The 21,899-nt window shown below is 37.4% G+C and carries 25 protein-coding genes; 5 read left to right on the forward strand and 20 right to left on the reverse strand.

All coding sequences use genetic code 11. From position 1 onward, the window contains the following. The first annotated feature begins 137 nt into the window (after positions 1–137). Entirely contained in the window at positions 138–1,277 is a 1,140-nt protein-coding gene (locus tag VKA52_RS14510; protein ID WP_326316192.1) for a S8 family peptidase, read from the forward strand. Between the two features lie 415 nt (positions 1,278–1,692). On the opposite strand, the gene VKA52_RS14515 is transcribed toward VKA52_RS14510, so the two are convergent. From VKA52_RS14515 to VKA52_RS14590, 16 genes are all read right to left on the reverse strand, one after another. Continuing rightward, on the reverse strand, positions 1,693–1,893 hold the full coding sequence (locus VKA52_RS14515; RefSeq protein WP_326316193.1) for a hypothetical protein: 201 nt from the start codon (positions 1,891–1,893) through the stop codon (positions 1,693–1,695). A 175-nt stretch (positions 1,894–2,068) separates the two neighbouring features. Further along, on the reverse strand, positions 2,069–3,190 hold the full coding sequence (locus VKA52_RS14520; RefSeq protein WP_326316194.1) for a DUF2812 domain-containing protein: 1,122 nt from the start codon (positions 3,188–3,190) through the stop codon (positions 2,069–2,071). Continuing rightward, positions 3,187–3,510 carry a PadR family transcriptional regulator gene (locus VKA52_RS14525; RefSeq protein ID WP_326316195.1) on the reverse strand — a complete coding sequence of 108 codons (324 nt, stop codon included), beginning with the start codon at positions 3,508–3,510 and terminating at the stop codon, positions 3,187–3,189. Before VKA52_RS14525 ends, VKA52_RS14520 begins: the two co-directional genes overlap by 4 nt. 487 nt (positions 3,511–3,997) lie before the next feature. After that, positions 3,998–4,669, reverse strand: coding sequence for a 5'-methylthioadenosine/S-adenosylhomocysteine nucleosidase family protein (locus VKA52_RS14530; RefSeq protein WP_326316196.1), 672 nt, complete (start codon positions 4,667–4,669; stop codon positions 3,998–4,000). Positions 4,670–5,246: 577 nt separating this feature from the next. Next, a complete protein-coding gene (locus tag VKA52_RS14535; RefSeq protein WP_326316197.1) occupies positions 5,247–5,429 on the reverse strand; it encodes a hypothetical protein in 183 nt (60 codons plus the stop codon). Positions 5,430–5,708: 279 nt separating this feature from the next. Beyond that, the gene (locus tag VKA52_RS14540) at positions 5,709–6,467 is read right to left on the reverse strand and encodes a DUF4397 domain-containing protein (protein ID WP_326316198.1); all 759 of its coding nucleotides are present in this window, start codon (positions 6,465–6,467) and stop codon (positions 5,709–5,711) included. A 176-nt stretch (positions 6,468–6,643) separates the two neighbouring features. Next, positions 6,644–7,648, reverse strand: a complete 1,005-nt coding sequence (locus tag VKA52_RS14545) for an ABC transporter permease subunit (RefSeq protein ID WP_326316199.1) — start codon at positions 7,646–7,648, stop codon at positions 6,644–6,646. After that, on the reverse strand, positions 7,641–8,594 hold the full coding sequence (locus tag VKA52_RS14550; protein ID WP_326316200.1) for an ABC transporter permease subunit: 954 nt from the start codon (positions 8,592–8,594) through the stop codon (positions 7,641–7,643). Before VKA52_RS14550 ends, VKA52_RS14545 begins: the two co-directional genes overlap by 8 nt. A 642-nt stretch (positions 8,595–9,236) precedes the next feature. Continuing rightward, a complete protein-coding gene (locus VKA52_RS14555; RefSeq protein ID WP_326316201.1) occupies positions 9,237–9,830 on the reverse strand; it encodes a TetR/AcrR family transcriptional regulator in 594 nt (197 codons plus the stop codon). A 38-nt stretch (positions 9,831–9,868) separates the two neighbouring features. Further along, entirely contained in the window at positions 9,869–10,183 is a 315-nt protein-coding gene (locus VKA52_RS14560; protein ID WP_326316202.1) for a DMT family transporter, read from the reverse strand. Further along, the gene (locus VKA52_RS14565; protein ID WP_326316203.1) at positions 10,183–10,524 is read right to left on the reverse strand and encodes a DMT family transporter; all 342 of its coding nucleotides are present in this window, start codon (positions 10,522–10,524) and stop codon (positions 10,183–10,185) included. Before VKA52_RS14565 ends, VKA52_RS14560 begins: the two co-directional genes overlap by 1 nt. Positions 10,525–10,870: 346 nt before the next feature. Then, complete coding sequence (locus tag VKA52_RS14570) at positions 10,871–11,080, reverse strand: hypothetical protein (RefSeq protein WP_326316204.1); 210 nt, start codon at positions 11,078–11,080, stop codon at positions 10,871–10,873. A 708-nt stretch (positions 11,081–11,788) separates the two neighbouring features. Continuing rightward, positions 11,789–12,217, reverse strand: a complete 429-nt coding sequence (locus VKA52_RS14575) for a hypothetical protein (protein ID WP_326316205.1) — start codon at positions 12,215–12,217, stop codon at positions 11,789–11,791. Between the two features lie 116 nt (positions 12,218–12,333). Next, positions 12,334–12,627, reverse strand: a complete 294-nt coding sequence (locus VKA52_RS14580; RefSeq protein WP_326316206.1) for a hypothetical protein — start codon at positions 12,625–12,627, stop codon at positions 12,334–12,336. A 741-nt stretch (positions 12,628–13,368) separates the two neighbouring features. Then, on the reverse strand, positions 13,369–14,274 hold the full coding sequence (locus VKA52_RS14585; protein ID WP_326316207.1) for a zf-HC2 domain-containing protein: 906 nt from the start codon (positions 14,272–14,274) through the stop codon (positions 13,369–13,371). Further along, a complete protein-coding gene (locus VKA52_RS14590; RefSeq protein WP_326316208.1) occupies positions 14,271–14,759 on the reverse strand; it encodes an RNA polymerase sigma factor in 489 nt (162 codons plus the stop codon). Before VKA52_RS14590 ends, VKA52_RS14585 begins: the two co-directional genes overlap by 4 nt. Before the next feature lie 962 nt (positions 14,760–15,721). Here VKA52_RS14590 and VKA52_RS14595 point away from each other — a divergent pair. The 4 genes from VKA52_RS14595 (at position 15,722) to VKA52_RS14610 (ending at position 18,553) form a co-directional block, all read left to right on the forward strand. Beyond that, positions 15,722–16,867 (forward strand): CapA family protein, encoded by a 1,146-nt coding sequence (locus tag VKA52_RS14595; protein WP_326316209.1) that lies wholly within the window; start codon positions 15,722–15,724, stop codon positions 16,865–16,867. 514 nt (positions 16,868–17,381) lie between these two features. Further along, positions 17,382–17,576 carry a helix-turn-helix transcriptional regulator gene (locus VKA52_RS14600; RefSeq protein WP_160914386.1) on the forward strand — a complete coding sequence of 65 codons (195 nt, stop codon included), beginning with the start codon at positions 17,382–17,384 and terminating at the stop codon, positions 17,574–17,576. A 3-nt stretch (positions 17,577–17,579) separates the two neighbouring features. Next, positions 17,580–18,014: a hypothetical protein gene (locus VKA52_RS14605; RefSeq protein ID WP_326316210.1), complete on the forward strand. Its 435-nt coding sequence runs from the start codon at positions 17,580–17,582 to the stop codon at positions 18,012–18,014. Positions 18,015–18,316: 302 nt separating this feature from the next. After that, a complete protein-coding gene (locus VKA52_RS14610) occupies positions 18,317–18,553 on the forward strand; it encodes a hypothetical protein (RefSeq protein ID WP_326316211.1) in 237 nt (78 codons plus the stop codon). A 238-nt stretch (positions 18,554–18,791) separates the two neighbouring features. On the opposite strand, the gene VKA52_RS14615 is transcribed toward VKA52_RS14610, so the two are convergent. From VKA52_RS14615 to VKA52_RS14630, 4 genes are all read right to left on the reverse strand, one after another. Continuing rightward, positions 18,792–19,208 (reverse strand): hypothetical protein, encoded by a 417-nt coding sequence (locus tag VKA52_RS14615; protein ID WP_326316212.1) that lies wholly within the window; start codon positions 19,206–19,208, stop codon positions 18,792–18,794. A gap of 184 nt (positions 19,209–19,392) precedes the next feature. Continuing rightward, positions 19,393–19,677: a hypothetical protein gene (locus VKA52_RS14620; RefSeq protein WP_326316213.1), complete on the reverse strand. Its 285-nt coding sequence runs from the start codon at positions 19,675–19,677 to the stop codon at positions 19,393–19,395. Between the two features lie 203 nt (positions 19,678–19,880). Next, complete coding sequence (locus VKA52_RS14625; protein WP_326316214.1) at positions 19,881–20,123, reverse strand: hypothetical protein; 243 nt, start codon at positions 20,121–20,123, stop codon at positions 19,881–19,883. 1,036 nt (positions 20,124–21,159) lie between these two features. Then, the gene (locus VKA52_RS14630) at positions 21,160–21,714 is read right to left on the reverse strand and encodes a GNAT family N-acetyltransferase (RefSeq protein WP_326316215.1); all 555 of its coding nucleotides are present in this window, start codon (positions 21,712–21,714) and stop codon (positions 21,160–21,162) included. Between the last annotated feature and the right edge of the window lie 185 nt (positions 21,715–21,899).

Raw genomic sequence — 21,899 nt, forward strand, 5'->3', positions numbered from 1 at the left:
CGACCTTTCAACACCCCTTTAAGAGGCTTTTTTCACATCCATATTTCCCAAACACTTGTCCTCCTATTCATGTTATCATAATATTTATACTATTCAGAATATAACTCAATCTGAATAGAAATCAAAGGAGGAATACGATGCGTAAACACATGTGGAAAGTAGCCGGGATTGTGTTAGTGTTTGCTTTAGCTTTAGCCTTTTCATTCAATAACATAGCCCAAGCTTCCGTTGAAAAAGCTTCGGAGCAAAAGGCACAGGTCGAAGAATACTTAATTGGTTTTAAATCAAAAGTGAACCAAAAGGCTGTCAAAGGCTTGGGAGGAAAAGTACTTCATGAATATAAATATATGAATGTCGTCCATGCCAAGCTGCCGGAACAAGCAGTAAAAGCCCTATCCAACAACCCTAATATCGCCTATGTAGAGAAAGATTACACCGCACAGGCAACGAGTCAAACGACGCCCTATGGAATCTCCCAAATTAATGCGGATGATGTACAAGCTCAAGGAACGACTGGGAATGGTGTAAAGGTAGCGATTCTGGACTCCGGGATCGATGGAGCACATGAAGACTTGAACGTAGCTGGCGGAGAGAGCTTTGTCAGTGGTGAACCGAACGCCTTAGTGGATGGTAATGGTCATGGTACTCACGTAGCTGGAACGGTTGCAGGTGTCAACAACACACTAGGTGTGCTTGGTGTAGCACCATCCACTGAGCTCTACGCTGTTAAAGTATTAAGCAGTGAAGGCAGCGGTTCTTACAGTGGAATTGCTCAAGGAATTGAGTGGGCCATCAGCAATGACATGGACATCATTAACATGAGCCTTGGAGGAAGCCGTGGTTCAGCCACTCTGGAACAAGCGGTGAACAATGCTGATGCTCAAGGCGTATTAGTCGTAGCTGCTGCTGGTAACGAAGGGTCTAAAGGTAAGAAAAACACCATCGGTTATCCTGCGAAATATACAGCAGCTATGGCTGTTGGTGCCGTAGACAGCGCCAATAATAGAGCTTCTTTTTCCAGTGTCGGGGAAGAGCTTGAAGTGATGGCTCCTGGTGTAGATATTTTGAGTTCTGTCCCAGGTAATAATTATGACCGCTACAATGGTACTTCCATGGCAAGCCCGCATGTCGCAGGGGCAGCTGCTCTCATATTGGCAGATGATCCTACATTGACGAATGACCAGATCCGTCAAACATTGATTGACACAGCTGTACCTCTTGGTGATTCCTTCTATTATGGGAACGGAGTGATCGACGTACAAGCTGCTGTTCAGTAATGTGAAAAAGAAGTTTGGATCAAAGTATAATCCTACTGTTTCAGACTTCTAACTAAGGAAAAAGCGTAGGAAACCGGATTTTCAAATCTTGGTTTCCTACGCTTTTCTTTTTCACTGGTTATGGTTTTAATCATCTCCATTCGTATTGAAAAACATGGACACTGTCAAAAGTCCAAATCATCCTATACCAGACTGAAATTGATAAAAATCAGCAGACCCAGATTCAAGAGTATTAAGGGATACTTTTTCCACCCTGGAATCAAAATAGCACTTAATAAACCGAAGAACGGAGCTGCAAACAGGCCAACGAACATTCCCATTGCGATGATTCCTGAAATGGAATAGAAATACATCACATATATTCGGATACCGAGCCACAATAACACAAAGACAAACGCAAAAAAGAGCGAAACCCTCAACAAAACAGCGTATTCTTTTCAATCAATGAATCAGCCACGTATCCGTAATATCCTTCTTCTTCTGAATAGGATCGATTCACCCAAAAACCATGAAGCAGCCGCTCAATGGTTTTATTTTCAGGCTTGACCGTACCCTGTTCAAAATTCTCATTCATTAGACCGGAATCTATCAGTTTCTTTTCTACGCGTTTTAACATGCTGTGTATGTTTTCTCTTTTTTTTATTAGGAGGTTCATTCTCAAATAATAAATGAGAAGAGTTACATAAAACGTAGCGAATAATTTTTTAAAGATATCTAAAATCCTCTCTAGTCTTCAATTTCTCCTTTTATGTATTCAATGATATTAAAGGATCAGAGTTATACTTTCCCATTCACTGTATGCTCTTCCTTACTCGCCAATAATACAAAAAGGACCGAACAGAAAAATAACCGAATTCGATGACGACGATCGTTTGCACCACTAATATCCAAAAGGTAGAGTCAAAAATGCCTCCCTGAAGAATCGTACGGATATTCGTTGTGATTAATCCTATATATAAAATCGTCAATGGTAGGAAAATGCCTCCCTGCCATATAGTCACACGCTTGGCATGCTTTAACTTGTGATGGGGGTCACTGTACAGCTGGGGTTTATCCTCTTCACTCGTATACGTTTTCGCCCATAACGTCCAAGACATGAACGTAGAGGTAGAGTGGAACAATTGACGCCACCCCCGGTCGCTGTGCATATAGAAATAGTCCGATTCAATCGATTTTTGAAAATCAGCTGCATAACTCACCATTCTTGGTTCTCCTTCACTGAATGAAAACCGAATCCCCCATCTGCTTACCTTCTCCAAGTGATATCCTTTTTGTTCCATACGCTCCAACCACTTTTCTAAACGGTCAGGAGCAAACACCCAGGCTAACCGCCATTTTGTGAATGTAATAGGTTTTGAGTTCTCTTCAGTAGAAAATAAAGGGTCCACTTTAAGTTTCTTCAATCCTTTATGTAATTTCAGTGTCGAGTAAGGAACCAGCGTCCAAAGTGTCAACCCTACGGTAATGGTTATGGCCCAATATGGACTGGGAACGAACGTCGCAGATCCCCCACCTAAAAATACGGAGAGTGTCAGGATTCCAACCAAACCAGCGGAAAGGAGCATATAAATCAAAACCGCCAGAAAAATATAGTAATGAACTTTGTTCCTAGAAGCCACATGATCCCTTGAGGGCTCCCTGTTCGCAGCGCCTTCATGGCGAATCATTCTCCAACGACCTTCTTTCGTAATCGATTCCCATCCTGACTCTTCTAAAGCCTTCGGGAAGTGATCCACCTTCTCATAATAAAGTCTAAATGTATAATTTTTAGGATCATCTTCTTCAAAATGGAACTTTCTTGACCAACGATTGAAGCCGCTCAGAACTAACCCTTCACTCGCTTTCTTCTCAAGCCACTGTTCCGTTTTAATCGGGTCATAACTCCAAAATGGACGAAAGATTGATGTAGTCATAAAAAATCCTCCCTATAACGAACCGCATTAGTGTAAAGTTCATTCAGCCTTTCTATCTCTATTCTCATGATCCTTTTACCGTCTTCTGTAACTTCATATACTTTTTTTCGCTCACCATCCGCGTACTTGACGATCAAACCATCTCGTTGCATCTTCGTCAACGTGCCATAAACAGTCCCCGAGCCTAAACGTATTCTTCCATTTGTCAGGTTCTCCACATGTTTGATGATGCCGTAACCGTGGCGGGGTTCCGTTAATGCAAGCAAGATGTAGAAAGCCGTTTCGGTCATAGGTATGTATGTTTTTTCTGGCTTTCTCATTCATTCAGCCCCTTTTTCCATTTTTAAGTATGTCACACTACAACTATATCACACTGTGACATAAATTGCGGGAATTTCAAACAAAATTTTTCTAAATTTAGTGAAACAAGGAAATTCAAAAACAACAAAGAGGACCCTCCATTGTTCTGGAGGCCCCCCTTCTATAACGGGCTTCTTGAAATAACTCTTCGTTACCACAATAATGTGAAATGTTTTGTATCTCCCACTATACTTCATATGAATTTTTCTTTCGATAAGGTGATTAGCGTAACGAGATTCATATACGGACAATCCATCTACAGCTAACACATCCTCCGCTGATGGTTGACGACTTCTCATGAATTTCCGATAGAGCCATATATATTACTTGAAACTGGAACCAATCCTTCTTCCAGACTTGAAGTGGATTTAACACCCTCAACAGTTTTAGCATAAGAACATTTTTTAATAATTGCTATTGAACGTAGAACAAAGTAAGCTTTATATCTCAAACAAACCTCTTTAAATATTCGCCAAATATTTTGTTCATAACTTTTGGAGTGTTTTCTATATAAATATTCATTTGTTCACTATTGGTCTCAAATTTATCAAAGTTACTTTCTTCTGTTGGAAAATCAGATATTCCTTTAATAATAATGCACTCTACATCATTCTTCTTACAGATATAAGCAATGGCACCCGCTTCTGTATCAGCTATGATTATATTGTTTTCTTTCAGTTCTAAATAGTCCTTCCACATGACTACTGCTTTATCAGCAGTGCCAATGGTTCCGAAATGAAAATCATTTCCATATTTGGATAGATCGATGTCGATGATGAAGGATTTTTTAAGAAAAGGCTCGATTTCCTTTACTGTGCAGTCATATTGAACGGCTTTATCTGGTACCAAAATATCCAGGGTACTGAACTTATCATCTATTCCCGCACATGTTCCAGCGACAATGACTTTAGTTAGATCAAATTTAGAAATCATAAACTGATTCCCACCAACACCATTTACTTTTCTTACACCGGTACTATAAAAAACAAGATCATTATTGTTCATCGTCCTCATGAAATACTCGCCATAAGGATAACCGAAACGTTCGTTATCTTCTATGCTGAAGTATTCCAATGCCGCTTCATATTCCCACTTTGTCGCTATACTTATTCCTATCATGTCCATTCACCCTGCCATTTGTAATTAAAGTATTTATAAACACCGACCTCTTGTCATGGAATGCTGGTTATGTAGCTAGATTAAACCCAAAATGTATTCCTACTGGTATAGAAGCCCACGTGATAAGAATAGAGATAAACAAATAGATTCCAGGGACTTTACTCCTGTAAACAAGCAATCCAAGTAAACATCCCAGAACCCATATAGGCAATATTACAAAAAACTCCGGGGCCACCCAGGTCTTGTCGGTATAGTTCTCGGCTATTGTGCCCCCAGCAAAAAAAGTGGATATAAGAATCGCAATGAAGCCGCTGAAAATCGTGTTAAGAACATAGGCGATCTTTATTTTCCTCAAAATACCTCCCCCTTTATTGCTAAGTTCTCTTCGCAATGACCTCTCGGTGGACGTATGGATAATGAAATTCCTATTCTTTGTCACAGGATAAGATTGATTGTAAAGACAGTAATTGAAACATAGTGCAGCGCATCTGAAAAACACGTAAACGTTCGTTTTTCTGATGGCAGTTCAATTTAGAAGAAAAATACCAACGAAAGACAAAAAATTTCTTCTTTGTTTCTATAGTTGAGTGTTTCCAGCGCCATTCTTTCTCTTTGTTGATAATATATGAACGACAACAGCAATAAACAGTAAAAAACTTAAATTAATTAATCGGTAAATCAAATCAACTCCATCAAATATATCCAGTACACCGTGAATCAATACAGTAAATAAAATGAAATACATGACTATGTTTTTCATTTTACTCCCTCCTTTCTAATTGTAAGACATATACGTAGCAAATTCGTGTAACCGTGAAAAAACAACTATTGTGTTGAACTATATTTATATAACCGTACCACACCATCCATATTTTGTAATTAATTTCATCGGGTAACCTATTGTAAAATCACTACAAGTAAAATTATTTCAAACGGAGATACTCGTTTATTGGAGATTCGATTTCGACACAACAAACATCAGCAAATCCAATTTCTAAAAAGAGTACAAATAAAAACAGGCATAAACTATGCCTGTTTTTTAAGGTTGTAGAAACATAGCTTCCAGCGGTGGTTGACCACCAGCTAAACCTAACGCTGCAGCTGTATATATCTGATTCGGGCTTACACTTACTCCAGGTACTTCTAAAGCCGTTTGATTGGTTCCTGCCACGCGGACTTCCAAATCGACAGTGGTTGGCGGCAGAGTCAAATAGCGGGTAGCCTTTCCAAATGGGATGTTTCTAAAGAGAACGTCTCCTCCTTTGACAGCAATGTCAACAGCAGGTGCATTCGGGGATAAATGCCAGAAACGAACCTTAGCTTTACCATTAGACACTGCGTCATTATCCATGACTGCAATCAGTTGGAGGTTGTTTAGTTTTCCAGCAGCGGCAACGGTATACATGTTCCCGCCCTCTACGCCGACGTTCTGCGAAAGTACGGGCTGATTGGTGTTCCCAGCCGGATAAATATCGATTTTATACTGGCCTTCCGGAACTTCTAAGTAGTCGCTTTGCTGCTTATAAGAAACGTTTTCCAAGACCTTCTGACCATTCACATACACATCAACAGCTGGTGCATCTGGAGACGCGTGAAGAACTCTCACTTTTGCCGGGGAGCCGACTATCCCCATCATTTGATCACTTCGCTCACTCATCAACCACTGCTGCATACATTGTAGATGCATGTGGTAATAGTGCACATGTTTTTGCGGATTCAAATACTTATAATAGTTGGCGAGCATATCATATTTAGCAGCCTGCCATGCCAACATATCCGGATTTCCATATTGGTTCATCACACCCACTCCTCCCAAAGATTCCCCAATTAAAGCTTATTCACCTGAGAGAAGAGAAGAACTAAAAACCCTTCTTCCCTAATCGAAAAAGGGGGGGTAATTGGGATATAGTTTTATGATCGATCTGCCTATAAAAAGGAACTTCCAATTGTTATGGAATACCTTAAAGAGTCATGTTACTTGACCATGCGAAGTTTCTCCTTGTCCAAAGACATACTTGTAGTCTTAAATTTTTCCTGCGGTACATTTACTCTTTTAGGTTTCCGGTTCGTTTTCAGCCCATACGCGATGAAATTAATGGCCAGAATTGTCAAAGCAAAGGCCGTAACAGGAGCAAGAACCATCCATGGAAAAGACCTTATGTATTGAAAGTTATCACTGATCATACCTGCCCATTCATTTGACATGGAAAACGTTTCAGTAATTGCATCTCCCGTATCAATATCGTACTCCATAACCCTTGTTTCTGAACCTCCTATAAATACATTTAAAAGCCCTAAATGAGCAAAAATAATGAGTGTTTGTACCATTTGCTGAACAAAGGTTACTACTACTTTAGGGGTAAGAAAAGGGACAATATGTTTTTTAAATATGTGAAACCTGCTCGCACCCATCGTTCTCGCACTATCAATAAACTCATTATTGGAAGCGAGGTCGATCTCTTCCTGTACATATAAAGACAACACAGGGACGCTCACTGCAATGATTACTAAACATGGAAATACAATTTTGGTTGTCAAATCGTAGCTCCAACTAAAAGTTAAAATAACCGGCGTGATTAATATATAAGTGAAGACAGTGACTGGAGCATAGGGCAGCGCATCCGAGAGCCCTTTAAACGTACGTTTCATTGAAGTCGGAAGTAAAAATAAAAGGTAGCCACCCAGTAAAGATAAAAGAACTCTCCCTAAAGCAATAATAACGGAAAGACCAATCGTATATTTCGCCCCTTCTATGATTTTGGTGAGGTAGCTGTTCCCGTCAATGTCACTTCCCAATGGATAGGCCATGGAGGGTGGAAATGGCGCCATGGCAATAAGACTTCCGTCATCATCAATTAATAATTTCTCCGGCTTTGCTAGTTCCGGTTCTATGAAATGACTGTAACCGAAACTTGCTACCATTAACCCAATAAGGTAAGCAGCCCCGATGAAAACTAAGATTTTGCTATTCCTAGTCAAGAGTTCCACCCCACTGCAAAAACTTCGACTCCAATACCCATTGGATAATTGTGAAAACGATAAAAAACGGAACAAACACAAGAAATAAGCTGATCGTCAGTATTTCCGGATTCAACACACTATTTTTATAAATGAACGTCATAAACCCTTCTATATCAAATATGATTTCCAACATCAAAAGATTAGCCAAAGCAAAGGTGAAAATACTTTTAAAATGATTGAATAGCGTTAGGACAGAATTTCTAAACATATGTACGAACAGGATGGTCCATTTGCTTAGTCCTTTGCTTAAGGCTAACTTCACATAGGGTTGTTTTTCTTCATACTCAAATGCCAATAACAAGTACTTCGTGACATAAATCCCAGGCAGAAGTGATAAAACCAGGATGGGAAGTAAGACAGGTTCGCCATCCAAAGTACTGGTGATATTGAATAGAAGAAGGTCTGTTTTTTTGTAGATCCAAATGATTAATAATTGAAGAATTAGAATGATAAAGATGTCAGGCAGGGATTCCAAAACAAACAATATCATTTTGGGGAACTTCCGGACTTTGCTGGATAACGACATAATCAGTATCGTCATCACAACAGCTACAGCTAGACCAAGTATTAATCCTAAAATCAGATACATCATAGACTTCGTAAATAACTCTAATAGCTCAGGAAAAAGTGAATAGTATCTCCCACTTTCGTAGTACTCTCCCATGCCCCCAGTCGTCATTCGTTTCACGGTATTCCACATATGGAGACCATATTCTTGCACATTAAACACAATTGTATCCTGTAAAAAGAGCGTATTATTCAACTCTTTTTTTTCAATCATCATCAATACGTCCACCTGAGATTTCATATTGAAGAAGAGATAAGGAAGCGATCCAATCAAAACAATGCTGATAGACGTAAGAATAAATTGAATCAGCGATTTCCGGAAGAATGTAAGTGTCATGCCTGCTCCTCTTTCTTAATATGTACTGTTGAAAAATTCCAAAATATGTTACATGGCAATTACATTACTTCTACACTTTCGATTACTTCCCCTCTTTTTTGACACAAAAAATAAATGTACGATAGTAGTGGCGGTAACACAATCAATTTTCTTCCCGGACGAAGAATAGAAATTGATTGTGAAGGTAACAACCTTATACGTGGAACAGCTCGAACAACAGGGAATGTTCTGCCTAGCGGTATTTATGAAGTGACTATCACCCGAGGGTTAGCAGGAGGATTAGCTTTATAGACCGTTAATACTACATATTCCCATGGAAACACTTTTCCTACCACTTTCACTGCTCATATAAACCCAGTTATGTTTGTTGGTGACTGTACTGATGTACCTTAATGGAATGACTCTTCAAGGTAGAGAATGGCTCATCTTCATGTCTAATCATTATTGAAACTAGCTTTCTAACAATGCTATCCAAGCATGATGAAAGGGGTGCGATCTTTTTGTTAAAAAGATCGCACCCCTTTGTTTAAGACTTGGATAAAAGATCAGAAACTCTTTATAAGATCAATACTCACTTTGCAATACGTCATACATTTCTTCATCTATAAACTCGCCATAGTATATGATTTTCATCTATCCTTTTTACTGAGATCGATACGAAATTCCGCGCCAATAAATATACCACGAAGCCTCTAACCTTCTCTCTAAGCGATGAGGGCCTCCGTATAGCATATCCACGTAAAGACTATCCAGCAGGGCCAGATAAGCAGAAGCAACCTGCTTCTTTCCAACTTCAGCAGCAACTTCTTCTTTTTCTTGGCCGGAAGCTATAACAGGAAGCAATAATTCCTCTGCTCTGTCCAGGTAATCATAGGTTAGGCGCATGATCTGGTCAGTCAGGTGAACCGGAGGGTAAAACGCTGTACGGATCCAGAACTTGGTTGAGTCTTCTTTTTCGTAACGTTCCTTACTTTCTATAAGAAGATTGTACAAAAAGTTTTTTAAATGAAGCTCCTTCTTTTGTTCAACATAATTCATTAAGAATGCTATTTCTTGTTCATATGCATCCTGGCACAAAGTAAGGAAAAGGTCGTCTTTTCCTTTGAAGTGAGTATAGATCGATTGTTTTTTAATCCCTACTTCGTCAGCTATTTCCGACATCGACGCCCCTTCATATCCATTTCGAGCAAAATTTTTCAATGATATTTCTTTAATTTGAACCGAAGTAATGCTCAACGTAAGTCACCATCCTCTTATCATACTTGACAGCTTTTTCAATTAATCAACTTTAATCCAATTGCTGCACTTATGACCATCGTCATAAATACAATTCGAAGCCAATGCTTAGATTCACCAAAAAATAAGATACCCACAAGGCCGGACCCTACTGTTCCGATTCCCGTCCATATGGCATAAGCCGTTCCCATTGGCAGAGTCTGCATAGCAAAACTCAAGAAGCTGAAACTACAGATCATTCCAAGCACGAATACGGCCACAGACCCAACATTCTTGTGTCTGTTTATTAAATTCAGTCCGGTTACTCCCATGACTTCGAAACCTCCAGCAATTAAAAGAAATACCCATGCCATTAGGCCGCACTCCTTTCTGCTTCAGGTTCACCAGTGACTAACTTCAGACCCATCACTCCAATGAGAAGAATAAGAATCAGCAGGACATTTAACATCTTAAAAGGTTCCCCGAAAACTACCATTTCCATCAATACGGTACCGGTTGTGCCAAGTCCTGTAAAGACAGCATACACCGTTCCTACGGCTAGATTCTTCGTGGCTTTAATAATCATAGCAAACGAAAGAAAAATGGCTATACCTGTTCCTATCCACGTAAAACTATTATAGGCATGCTTTAAACCTATAACCCAAACCACCTCAAATAAAGATCCAATTAAAACATAAAACCAAGAAAGCTTCATATATAAGACTCCTTTAGTATTTTTAAACTACTCCACAAAACTTACGAACGGTCGTAAGGTAATCTTAGCAATTGTATTAAATTGTGTCAATTAACATAGATTTTAGATTTTCTACATAGGATAGCTTCGTGAAAAGGAGGATCTACAACGACAAAGCACATTACTGCATAAAAAACCGGTTCCTTTACAATATATCTAAGAACCGGTTTTACTTATCAATTTTTCTATTTAAATTTTCCCATGAAAGATAATACTCGAAGTTATCCATCACTATAGTAATTGTTCCGTTTGTTAAGGTTTCATTTTAAAGACAGTATGTATAAAAATATTTGTAAATAAGAATATATCAAATTAAATTTTCCGGTTCATCTGCATACCATTCAGCAAACCCACAATGGGTGCAAATGACTGGATTGATATTTGTGTTCTTCTTGTTGCTAAATATCCGATCTCCTTCGGGGTTTTTTACAAGCAGTCCCCTAAATCCCTCCGCCACATAGCATTTAGTCATTTCGCTACCACATTTAAGGCAAGTTCTCTTTTCAGAATTATCCATACTTTCCACCTCTTTTGATTATGTATATTAGAAATGCTAATAATTCAAATTCACTTCTCCTACTCCGCTTCTTCTAGATACAGCTTGCCATTTATACTGTTATAGATTTCTAAAGATGTACTTAAATAGATTCATCCTAATTTTGTGATGAAAAAACAAAGAAAGAAGGTAGTTATGCCAATGAACAGGGCGTATTTATTTATGTTTTTCAAAATTATCCCTCCTTCTATTAGTTACGAATAAAACTGGATGAAGTTTCAAAATTTAGGTAACTATTGCATTAGTATCTAAACTAAGGCATCTTCTCCCCTGACCAACACATAAAAAAGGGGGAGCAATTCTGATTTAGCAGAACTACCCCCGTTAAATAACTTGTGTAATTACATAGGCATCATTTTATATTATAAGTAGTCAGCAAAAACTTTTATCGCTGGAAAAACGAAAAGGATAGCTGCAACAATGTATAAATATCCTCTTTTCGTTCGATTAGTCTTTACTTGCTCAACTCCCATTAGTAAAAAGAAGATCAACAAAAAAGGAATAAATATAACGGATAATATTCGGGAATTGTTAACAAATAGATGAGAGAACCCCAGCAATATTGCGATAATAGCTAAGATGAAATTCACTATTTTAAGTACTTTCAACGTATACTACCTCCATAGGAAAGTTTCTTACTCCAGTAAAACACCTTATGTAAAGAGGGGATTAATCTACTTTCACGACAGGGTCCTCATTACTAAGAATTTCAAATAAATAGTGCTCTTCGGTAAAACCAAAACACGTCAGCTCACTCGGGTCGCCAATAGCTGCATGAAGATCGAGTTGCCATTGCAGGAATTCGGAATTTTCCACTTTGAAGTAAGGCCACACAAGGTCTTGGGCCACAGATGCCGCATCAACAACATCTGCATGAATTAAGTCTTCCCGATCTGCCTCCTCCGAGTACCGCACGGCTATAGGGGATTCGAACGTAAAGGTGATCTTTTTTCCTGACTCACTAAAGCAGCCGTCATCATTTTGGAAAAGCAGCACGAAAGTCAATTCTATCCAGTAAGGCAGGAGTGTGCATTTATCCAACGAAATGTAACGGGTACATGCTTCATGCGGAACCCATGTGTGTACGACCTGTTTCAACCCATCACCTCCTCTGATATTTTCCAGGCAGATTATCCATTGTTCGCCCGTCCTGGGTTATAAATGTTTTCCTGCCCATTTGAAAGGCAAGTATAGAAGTAATCTATCTTCCCTTTCTATATACCTTTTGCAAATGTCGAAGGTGAAAATGAAACTTTATATTTTCCTTCAAGTTCTTTCTGTACTTTTTCTGTAAGTTTCAATCCTTTTTTATTATGCTCTTTTTCAAGTTCAACGCCATTAGGAATGATTCCATCTTTATCCCAATCAATCCATGCTCCATATTCCTCATTCCATTTCATTAACTCCAACTTCAAATGGAGTTCAATTGGAGCCTCTTCTAGATCAAGGTTACAATTACATTGATTACACCAGATAGGGTCTGCTCCCACATCCCCCTCAACTTTCAATTCATTTTTTTCTTGTTCTTTACATAGACACCTCATATTGTTTCCATCTCCATTAATTACCCTAATTTAAGTTTTCTCAGTACCTTCTCCTCTTTCAAAAGCAACTTCATACAACCATTTAAAGAATGTTCCTAAAAAAGAGATCCCAAATATATCAACGATTGTCTGGCTATTAGATGAAAACAATGCATTCCATAATAAAAGGCCGACAATCATGGAAAAGAAAAATCTAATATGACTTAGCACCTTGATCACCTCTAATCTTCACAATTACATTTGCAATTAGTCCTTCTTCAATATTTTCATCCGTTTCAAATATATCTACGAAAGAAAGTCGCCCTTTGTTTCAAACTAATTGTTTTATAGAAATCGAACACCATCCTTAACCCTATATAAAAAATGCAGCCATTCTTAGATGAATAATCGCCCCCGTTAGTGAAGACTCGATTCGGAGTTATTATGAAGTTGACCTTCAACTCCCAATAGCTTAGCAAGCTTTTTTTAGTTTACCTTGACGTCTCTTTTTCCAATGACTGACAATAAGGATTGCGTAGAAAATTAAAAACACCAACATAATAATTAATGAGATTAGTGATATAACTCCTACAAAGAAGCCGTTTTGAAAAAAATCAAAACGGCTTCTTTATTTGTTTTATGAAAAGTTTTGATCATTTTCTGCAACTCGCTCTTCAACAAACGCACTCTTTTGTTGAAGGTGGACTCTAAGTGAAAGCAACCCTATTATAAGGTTCTTTCCGGCTTCTTAAATGATAACTTCTTAAATATGTTCCTTCCAGCTAACAACGCAAAATATAATGAAATGGCGACTAGTAATATTAGATAAAAGTCTCGTCCAGCAAGGTAAGTGGCAGAGTGAAGACCTTTTATAAGGAAGTGAGCAAACACGTAGGAGATAGGCACTAGAATAATTTTTTCTAGTCCATTTCTTATTTTCTCGTTCTTACGGAATATGACCAATCCAATTCCACAAATAATTGTAAACCCTATAGCAAACAACACATAGTAGCTTAAAACTAGCCGAGGTAACGTCATGACAGAACCATCCGTGATGGGATCTCCATAAATTAAAGTATTTTCACTTCCATCGGTATTGTAATAGTAGATGGAAGCGACCGTTTCCCCGTTCGGGTTTAAGACCGTATTTTCCAGGTTGTTTTTGCTTATTTTCTGGTGCCAAATCGTTCCCCATGTTGTTATATCATAAACATAACCTGAATTGTCTGCTGCTGGATATTGTTCTACATCGAATCCAGAGACTTCTTCACTAAAATTCAAAAGTACTGTTCCGTCATCCTTTTCAAAGATTGAAACCGCATCATCATTATAAGAGATGTATTCGGGGGTTGTCAGGTAAGCCATTGTAACCAGTGCGAAAACCAACGTTACCATGACTGAAAGAATAATCGTTTGCAGCTTTTTTCTTCGCAATGTATGTTGTATGTTTCTTAAGGGAGCTAAATCGGTATCTACTGGCGGTTCTTCAACAGTTCTCATTTCCTCAAGTTGTTTTTTGCAGTTTTCACAAGAAGCTATATGTTCTTCAACTAGATCCCTAGTATCTTGACTTGCCATATTCTCGACATATAACGGCAGTATATCTCTAATCACATTACAGCTGATTTTCATCGGTAATCCCCCAATCGCGCTTTAATCTTTTCTCTAGCCCGGTGATAAGTAACACAAGCCCAGTTATCACTTTTTGCAAACAATTTGCCAATCTGCTTAAATGAAAGTTCTCCAAATACACGGAGCGTAAAGACCTTTCTGTATGGCTCTTTTAAATTCTGGATCATTTCGTGTACCTTCATAGACGCTTCTGAAGTGGCTATTTCGTGTTCTACATTGTCTCCACTAACTGTTTCTGGAACTGAATCAAAATCTACAAAGCTTTTTTTCTTACGCAAATAAGAGTAATAACTGTTTTTAGCAATTTGACATAACCAAACACGGATATCACTATCACCTCTGAAACTGTCTAGCGATGTTAATGCCTTCATAAAAGTTTCTGAAGTGATATCTTCAGAAATATGCTTATCGCCAGATAAACTATACACGTATAAAAATACATCTTTAAAGTATGTATGATAAATATCCTCAAGCTGTGTCACCATTTCACCTCCTTACATATAAGACGCGATAAACTCGAATATCTTACAAAAATATAAAAAAACCGAACAAACCTTTTTCTCCTACCATAACTATTGGGTTTTACAAAGAAATCGGGTTCGTTGACGTTAACTATGAACAATCTTTACATTATCTAATATCTTATTACCAAGTGATTTTCAAGGATGTACAGAGCTTCACCCTAAAACTTTTTCAAAGGAATCAACTATCAGATCTTACCACCCTAGTTTTAAGAAGGTTTTAGCATCGTCCGACTTTCATAGGTCCAGATTCAAGCAACCATTGATCTATGGCATAGCAGAGAAATAGCACTCATTCCCAACCCTCACCTATGGGATCTGGCTTTTTGTAACATCTTCACGAACAAACATTTGAACTTCCTCTTCTGTAACTCCATGATAGTCTCCTCCTTCGGGTAACATGATTCATTGGTTTTCTTCTGCCGTTTATATTTTTCAATTCCCATCTGTTCTCCACTATTATTTAATCCACTCGAAAATAGCCAACTGCCAATTACGGCGACAGTCTTTTCTTTAGTATCTTGTGACATGATTTTAAAGAGCACTTCCTCCTACCAAGCAAAATAGGATTCGTGACCTGGTGCTGCACACTTTTATCTTACTGCTTTCCTACTTCTTCTTTATAGTGGTAAACATCCCTATCCACATCAAAGGTAACCAAACAGAGGAGTCCTTAAGAATCGTTTCGCTAATGAAAGGGTTCTCTAGACTTTGTTCCTATTACATTCTTTCACAGATATTAGGAAAGAATAAATAATAATAAGGTAATTTGCCTGAATTTTGCAATTCTTTTATAATAATAATATGAATATGTCGAAACTATTCCGCTTATGTCTTTTAATGCTCTTTAACATAACTTTTTCAAGAATATTACTGGTGGATTATAGGAAAACCGAATCAAAATATCTACAAATCAGGAGGATATGATGAAAAATAAAAGCCTGCTTATTATTTTAGTGATCATTTTGATTTCCAGTTTCATTGGCGGTTCCACCATCTTCTCTCAATCTAATGAAGCAGAGTTGGAAAAACGCGTGTCATCCAATATGAGAACGCTATACAAACCAACGAACAAGACAGAAGTGAAAGAAGTGACAGAAGTTTCTCTCGCAGCCGTAGGGGATTTGTTAATACATAAAGAAGTGTACAATGATGCGAAGACTTCTTCAGGCTATGATTTTAATCCTATGTTTCAGGAGGTCACTCCCTATCTTTTAAACGCTGACATTACATTTGCGAATTCAGAGAGCATCATGGGTGGCGCAGCAATCGGCGTATCCACCTACCCTTCCTTCAACACGCCCTTTGAATTAGGGGATACGTTAAAAGCTAACGGCATTGATATCGTATCTATGAGCAACAATCACACCTTGGACCGGGGTGTACACGCTATTGAGAACGCGATTAATCAATGGGAGGTCCTAGGAATAAAAAAAGTGGGTTCCTACTTGTCACCGGAGGAAAGAGACACGGTTACAACGATCAAAAGGAATGACATCACTTTCGCCTTTTTGGCTTACACCTATGGAACAAATGGGGTACCGACCCCTGATGGGAAGCCTTACCTGGTGAACAGGATTGATAAAGATCTGATTGCCTCTGACATCAAGCGGGCTTCCAGCAAATCTGATGTCGTAGTCATGAGTTTACATTTCGGCAAGGAATATGAAAGACACCCAAATGCTGAGCAGAAGGAATTGGCAGCTTTTGCCGCGGAGCAAGGCGCAGATATTATCCTCGGTCATCACCCGCACGTGCTGCAGCCACCGGAATGGATTCAAAATACGGATGGGTCTAAAAGCCTCGTTTTTTATTCTCTCGGCAATTTTCTCTCAGGCCAGGAAGAAAAGTACCGAAGGATTGGTGGGATAGCGGGGATGACTGTACAAAAAGTGAAAGGAATGGAAGAAACATCCATCAATATAAAGGAACCCAGGTTTAAACTCACATATGTAGACTTTGAAAATGACCAGGATTTCAAAGTTCTCCCTATGAAGGAATTTAGCGCTGACTTGTTTCAGGATCTATCCAAACACATGAAAACATCGATCCATGATCTATCGGTAAACTAAGGAAAAAACGGACGCTCCTCCTAAGAGCGTCCGTTTTTTTTAATGTTAAACATCTCTACTCAGGAGTTGAGTGATGAAGAACTTTATGAAGTCTTAACCAACTACCTTCACACAGAAAACTTTGAAGCGCGTGATTTGAATCCTAATCGAGTCATGTGTTGAAACACTCCCCTTTTTTGTTGATATTACTAACAACAAAGGACTTCAAGGGCTGATGCTCGAGTGAACAATCGACCCGTTTATGTAAGACTCGAGTTCGAGATAGATTTTGTGGAATCTGTTCCCTTATTCCCTCCCGGAATCTCGACTTCAAGGTACAACCCTAATAAATCCAAAATTTCGGCCCTGGACATCTTAATCAACTAGTTTCCCCTAAAGGTAAAATTTGCAGGTCACAGATGCTTTTCTAGGCCATGATGAAACTTCTCTTTAAACATCTTACAAAAAGTAAAATATAATTGACATTTTGTAAGGTGTTAAATATTATAAATGTAGGAGGAGGGGATGATTTTTTTTGAAAAACAAAAAAATGAAGATCGCCCGTGCTGAAGCCGACGTTTCTCAAGAAAAATTAGCAGATATTGTAGGGGTTACAAGGCAGACCATTAATTTAATTGAAGCTGGCAACTATAACCCGAGTCTAAAATTGTGCACGGCCATATGTAAGGCATTAAATAAAACATTAGACGATTTATTCTGGGAGGAATGATCAATGAGTGCTGAAAAGTTAGTTAAGGAAACTAAATTAACCATTGGTATATCGTTATTTGTTAGCTTAGCCCTTTTTATCACCTGGTTTATTTTCGAAACAACGGCCATTTCTTTTACTAACAGCAAAGCCTTCTTAGCCTTATCACTTATTCCTTTCAGTGCAGCACTAGCTTCCTTCCTTAAACTAATGAAAATAAAAAAGAACCCTAAAATTATTGTATCGGAGACGGATGAGAGACTTGTAGCCGAGAAGAATCAAGCCGATGCGAAAACATTGAAAGTACTTCAAGGTATTTTGTTCTTATCCTATTTGGGATACACATTTATCATTCCTGAAGACACATTTAAATCGTTTGGTTGGTGGGTAACGTTGTGTGTCCTTCTTTTCTCTTTATTAGCTCCAATCATTTTCCGCCATATGATGAAAGAAACCTGATAAAGCTTTCTGTATTCTCAAAGCGTTGACAAACTTCAAACGGTGTTACTCACAACATATAATAGTGGATTTAAAAAGGGAACCTCATTAAAAATGGGTTCCCTTAGTCATTCAATAAATGCCCCTGAGCGATTGTTCTTATTGAACCATTGCTCCCGTTTCTTTAAGACTTGGTTTCAAGATCAAACAGGCCATTAAAACATAGGCAGCTATTAATAGCGTGACCTCTTTAGCTTAAAACGGATATTTTTTATATAATAAATAAACAGGTACTAAATATAAAGAATTTTTTATAGAAAGTAGTGATTTTATTGGAAACAACACCATTTGATTATAGTGACAAAAAATTCTCAGTCTATTTTGAAGTAGCAGATAAAAAATCCACTTTAGAAGTATTTAAAAAAATTGCTTTTATTGATAAAATTGAACACTTACAATATGGATTTAAAGTCAATATTGCAAGACAACAAATCCCTGAGATTGTTAGATACTTATCACAGGAAAGTATTGCAATCTATGCAGTAACACCCCAAAAGTAGTTATCTTCTAACAAGCTTTCAGAAGTTAAATGAGACATTTATTTAACTTCTTTTATTTAGGCTGTATTCGCATTGATTGTCGTCTTTAGACGATAAAGTTCGTCTGTTGATTTCCGCGTGGAGGGATGGGAGCCTCCTCAGCATAACCGCTCAGGTCCCCCACTTTCCTCCGCTACAATCAACTAAAATCGTTAACTCCAAAAAGCAACCGGTATCTGGTTTTCTTTAGTATGATCAACTAATGATTAAATAGATCTTTTAATGTACTTGCTTGTTCTGCAGTAATTTCATAATATTCATTTTCGTTTGTCGTTTTACTTGTAACAGCTCCACCTTCTGCCTTGTACCACAAATAAGCTTGGTGAACAGACACACTGTTATTTGGTTCATATACTTCAAAGAATACGTTGGGCTTTCGGAAAGTGATGTCTGTAGGTTCCTCAATACTTTTGAAGCTTTCAAAAATAACTTTTACTCGATTAACTTTCTCTTCATCTTTTATCTCTTGAGTAATGCTACTGCCTTGTATGCTATATCCTTTTTCGTTTTCAGAATTCTCTGTGCTAGGCTGTCCAACTCTTATTATTTGATCAGGGCTAGAGCAACCATTCATTCCTATTAAACAACCTATAAGCAATACAAATAAAGAACGCACATAATACCACCTCTTTTGAGAAATTTGAACCTAACATTCTATCTTTGTCGATTACGGATAAGCACCCGTTTATGTAAGACTTGAATTCGAGATATCTTTCACGGTTCTACTTGAAACCCCTTTAGTTATACATAAAATCTTACACAATTGTTGAATATTAAATAAATGACGTGATATTTAGCCATTATTTCTTACGAATTCGTTCTAAAAATATAGGTGATATATTTAGTAAGATAGAAACAATTGTCAAAAACCAAAATACCTTTGACATACCAGGTACTACATCCATTATAGCCGCCCAATCTTCTGCTTCTATCCACCGATTAAGATAACTGTAATCAGCACAAATTGTTAATGCTGTAAATGATAAAGCCAACGCCATAGCAAGCTTATAATCCTTTCCTGCTGCATACAAAAAAAGATTTATAAAAGTTACTACTATGGCAATAACCCCAAATATTAACCACATTATTACACCCCCACATATTTTTATATAAATGATAACCCTTTTATTTATTAAAGTTTACTGATCCGTCAGTTAAATAGGTTTAACAACTGATATTACTTACGCTTATGTATTAAAGGGCGAACGCACTCTTGAACAATCGCTCCCGTTTCCTTAAGACTCAATATCAAGATAATCTACACATACTCTGGTTGCAGAATGGTTTATTAATTATCACTATCGTCAGTAAAACTATCCCCATTAGAAAAATCGTCATGATATGTATCAAATGTATTATAGTATTTAGCGTCAGGGTTACCTAATACTTCACCCCTTCTTTTATCATATGTTCTTATTAAATGTAATACTGAATAGCCAATCCCTGCAGCTAGAGTTATATAAATTAAATAGTCCGGCTCATAAAAAAGATATGTACAAACTCCCGCCATGGCGATTATAAGTAATAACACTTCACCTACTTTAATCTGTCGTCCCTCCTCAATACATAAAAAACAACTAAAATATCACAGAGCATATCTATGCAATTAGTCTTATTGAATAATCTCCCACTATAGTTGAAGACTCAAATTCAAGATATTCAGATTTTTCCACCAATATTAAAAAAACTGGAACCTGGTTTTCTTTAGTATTATCAACTAATTATTAAATAGATCTTTTAATGTACTTCCTTGTTCTTGAGTAATTTCAAAATATTCATCTTCGTTTGTAGTTTTACTTGCAACAGCTCCACCTTCTGATTTGTACCACAAATAAGCTTAGTGAACAGACATACTGTTATTAGGTTCATATACTTCAAAGAATACGTCGTGCTAAGTGATGATGTAGGTTCCTTAATACTTTTGAAGCTTTCAAAAATAAATTTCACTCGATTAACCTTCTCTTCATCTTTTATCTGGCTTCTCCGTAACAAAATGAGTTTTATTTATATGGAAATTAGTAATCGAAACAGATAGAATGTTTTAAAAATGGGTGTTCAGAAAGTGAAACAAAGATTTGTTTGTTATCAATTGTAAAACTATAAACTATTAAGGATAATACAAGGATAGCTGATAGAATTCTAATCACTTTCATTTGAAGACCCCTATCCTCTTTTTATAATAAGTATTCTTCAACATTAAGACGCAAGGCAATTGTTCAAGTAACGCTCCGCTTCTATAAGACTTGAAATTGAGATAAATCATAAGTTATTGAGTATAAACAACCTAACCTACCATGAAAGGCAAGAAAATTAAACCTAGTACAATACTCAATACCAATGTAATGATCCAGTCCCTTCTGCTTCTCATATTAAACACAAAGTTAAATATAGAACTTATGATAAAGCATGCTAAAAATCCAAATAAGAAAAAAGCTATGAATTCCATTTCAACACCTCTTTTAAAATAGTGTTACTTATCCAATAACAGAAACGCCCCCGTTTCTGGAAGACTCAGTTTCGAGATAATTTTCACATAATCTTCTCTAACTGCATATATCGTGTGTATTTCATTTTGCAAAATAAGCCATTAATATTAGATCAAAGTATCTTCCTGAATCATCCTTGATAGCTTTTTGTTTTTGACCTTCTACTATAAACCCTGCCTTTTCATAAAGAAATATAGCATTAGTATTAGATGCAAATACCTCAAGTGAAACTTTCTCAATGGACGAGTTAATTTTTGCCCATTTAAGCAATTCCATCAACAAAGCTTTACCGATGCCTTTGCCTCTGAATCTAGCGGAGACACTCATCCCAAAACTTCCTTGATGCTTAATTCTTTTTTTGTTTCCGTTATGGAAATCCAAAAACCCTATAATATCTCCACGGTACTCAGCTACTATTGCAAGCTTTCCTTCATCATTTACTATCTTTTTTATAAAGTCTTTCTGTTGTTCTAAGGTTAGCTGAAATTCTTCCTCAGTAGTCAATAAATAAGGTGAGTTGCTAATAATCTCTTTATTAAATTCAAGTATTTTGAAAGCATCCTCAATACGAGCAGTTCTTACTTGTACTTCTTGACCGTTCTTTAATTTATAACGATTTAATTCAATTTGCCCCACTCACATCCCCCCCTAAATTAATCTCAGTAATAGTTTAACTAACGCCCCCGTTAGCATTCCTGTAGAGCGTTAAATTTCAAGTTTGATAAAAAAAGAGCCCCTCGCTAAGATGATTATAGTCAGATAAACCAATTCTTAGGAGGAACTCTAATATGAAGTATAAAATGCAAGATCATCAAAATCAA

Origin of the sequence: Halobacillus sp. HZG1, assembly GCF_035818575.1 — a bacterium.
GTDB classification, from domain to species: domain Bacteria; phylum Bacillota; class Bacilli; order Bacillales; family Halobacillaceae; genus Halobacillus; species Halobacillus litoralis.